This window comes from uncultured Lutibacter sp. (assembly GCF_937891065.1).
GTDB lineage: Bacteria > Bacteroidota > Bacteroidia > Flavobacteriales > Flavobacteriaceae > Lutibacter.
Window position 1 is genome coordinate 1 of record NZ_CALAEQ010000089.1, and the last position, 2867, is coordinate 2867.

Consider the following 2867-nt stretch of genomic DNA (forward strand, 5'->3'; position numbering starts at 1 on the left):
CAAAAGGGCAATTAGGATTAGAATTGGTAAGTTTGGAAAGTGATTTTCAAAATTACACCTTCTTTTTTACTGATAAAAACAACTTAGACATTACTAATTTTAATGCTATTTCAACATTTATTTCAGAAAACAACATTGATATTATTATAAATTGTGCGGCCTATACCAATGTTGATAAAGCTGAAGATGAACTTGTATTAGCGAATGAAATTAATTATTTAGCAGTTGAAAATTTAGCTAAAATAGCTGCCGAACATCGATTAAAATTGATACATATTTCAACCGACTATGTTTTTGATGGTGCTTCAAAAATACCGTATGTCGAAGCTTCAGAAACAAAGCCTCAAAATGTTTACGGTGCTTCAAAACTAAAAGGAGAACAAGCTTTGTTAAGTGTAAATCCAAACAATTCCGCAATCATTAGAACATCTTGGTTGTATTCAAACTTTGGTAAAAATTTTGTGAAAACAATTTTAAGGTTGAGTGGTGAGAAAGAATCAATTTCAGTAGTTTCAGATCAAATAGGTTCACCAACAAACGCCCATGACTTAGCAACAACTATTTTACAAATTATACCTTTATTAAAGAGTAACGGAGTTCAAACTTATCATTATGCAAATGCAGGGGAGTGTAGCTGGTTTCAATTTGCTGAAGAAATAGTGAAACAAGCGAAACATAACTGTACAGTTGTACCCATAACTTCTGAAACCTTTAAAACATCAACGAAAAGACCAGAATTTAGCTTGTTGAATACCGAGAAGATTCAGGAAACATTTCAACTATCAATTCCGCATTGGAAAGTTTCACTTCAACACTGTATTGAAAAATTAAACAAGTAAGTAGATTTCATCTTAAACCTTTTGTGATTTCCTTATAAAAATTTACCTTTATCGCTTTACCTAAACAAATAAAATTTTTAAACGATGAGAGCAATATTAGTAACTGGAGGCGCAGGATTTATAGGGGCAAATTTAATTAAATATTTAATCGAAAAACACCCAGATTATAACATTGTAAATATTGATTTACTAACCTATGCAGGAAACTCAGAAAATTTAAAATCTGTTGAAAAAGCTCCAAACTATACATTTGTTCATGGAGATATTTGTGATCGAGAATTAGTAGAACGAGTTTTTCAGCATTACATTATACACGGAGTGATTCATTTAGCTGCAGAATCTCATGTTGACAACTCTATAGATGGTCCAGAAGTTTTTATTGATACTAATATTAAAGGTACTTTTACCTTGTTAGATGTTGCCTATAAATACTGGATGGAAAAACCATTTGTTTATAAAAAAGGTTTCGAAAACAATAAATTTTTACACGTCTCTACTGATGAGGTTTATGGTACTTTAGGTGAAACAGGCTTATTTACAGAAGAAACACCGTATGCTCCAAACTCACCTTATAGCGCATCAAAAGCAAGTAGTGATATGATTGTGCGTAGCTACCATCATACTTATGGAATGAATACTGTTATTACCAATTGTTCAAATAATTACGGGCCTAAACAACACGATGAAAAATTGATTCCAACAGTGATTCGAAAAGCATTAGCGGGTGAAGATATTCCTGTTTATGGAGATGGAAAAAATATTAGAGACTGGTTGTTTGTGGTAGATCATTGTAAAGGAATTGAATTGGCTTATAAAGAAGGGAAATCGGGTGAGGTTTACAATATAGGAGGTAAAAACGAACAAAATAACAATTATATCGTTCATAAAATTTGTGAATTGTTAGATGAATTAGTACCAAAAGACGGAAAATCCTACAAAGATCAAATTACCTATGTGAAAGATAGAGCAGGTCATGATTTTAGATATGCCATTGACGCTACTAAAATTGAAACCCAATTAGGTTGGAAAGCTGATGAAAATTTTGATTCGGGAATATTAAAAACAGTAGAGTGGTATTTGAAAAAGTATAAAGGATAAAGGAGAAAGTTTAAAGGAGAAAGTAGGGAAGAGCGTAAAGAAAATAGTGCCGACCGCAAGACCAGAGCGAAGCGACCGACCGCAAGACTGCACGACAAAAAAAAGACAGCAGGACAGCAAGACAAGGTGAGAAGTGAATTGTGAAAAAGGAAAAATGAAAGAAAATAGAAGAATAGCAATTATAGGATTAGGCTATGTAGGATTACCATTAGCAAGGTTGTTTGCTACAAAATATCCAGTGGTAGGTTTTGATATCAATCAAGGACGAGTAAATGAATTAAAAAAAGGAGTTGATAACACCTTAGAAGTTGAACATGAAATACTTCAAAAAGTATTAGTTGAAAGCCCATCAAACGAGACAGGCTTGTTTTGCACCACCAATTTACAAGATATAGAAAACTGTAACTATTATATTGTAACCGTTCCAACACCAGTAGATAAAAATAACAAGCCAGATTTAACACCCTTGGTGAAATCGAGTGAAACTGTTGGGAAAGTTTTAAAAAAAGGAGACATCGTTATTTATGAATCTACCGTATACCCAGGTGCAACGGAAGAAGTATGTATTCCAATTTTAGAAAAAAATTCAGGACTTGTATTTAACAAGGATTTTTTCGCAGGTTATTCACCAGAGCGTATCAATCCAGGAGATAAAGAGCATACCGTTGAAAAAATACTAAAAGTAACTTCTGGGTCAAACCCTGAAACTGGTGAAAAAGTAAATAATTTATATGCATCTGTAATTATAGCAGGTACACATTTAGCACCAACAATTAAAGTGGCTGAAGCAGCAAAAGTAATAGAAAACTCGCAAAGAGATATCAACATTGCATTTGTAAATGAATTGGCTAAAATCTTTAATTTATTAGATATTGATACGAGTGCAGTTTTAGAAGCTGCAGGTACTAAATGGAATTTTTTACCATTCAA

3 protein-coding genes are annotated in these 2867 nt (G+C 32.6%); all 3 read left to right on the forward strand.

Annotation, left to right across the window (positions count from 1 at the left end; genetic code table 11):
• On the forward strand, window positions 1-839 hold an 839-nt coding region (gene rfbD / locus Q0352_RS05105; protein WP_299524608.1), incomplete at its 5' end, for a dTDP-4-dehydrorhamnose reductase.
• A gap of 84 nt (window positions 840-923) precedes the next feature.
• A complete protein-coding gene (gene rfbB / locus Q0352_RS05110; protein ID WP_299524611.1) occupies window positions 924-1937 on the forward strand; it encodes a dTDP-glucose 4,6-dehydratase in 1014 nt (337 codons plus the stop codon).
• A gap of 154 nt (window positions 1938-2091) precedes the next feature.
• On the forward strand, window positions 2092-2867 hold a 776-nt coding region (locus Q0352_RS05115), incomplete at its 3' end, for a nucleotide sugar dehydrogenase (protein WP_299524614.1).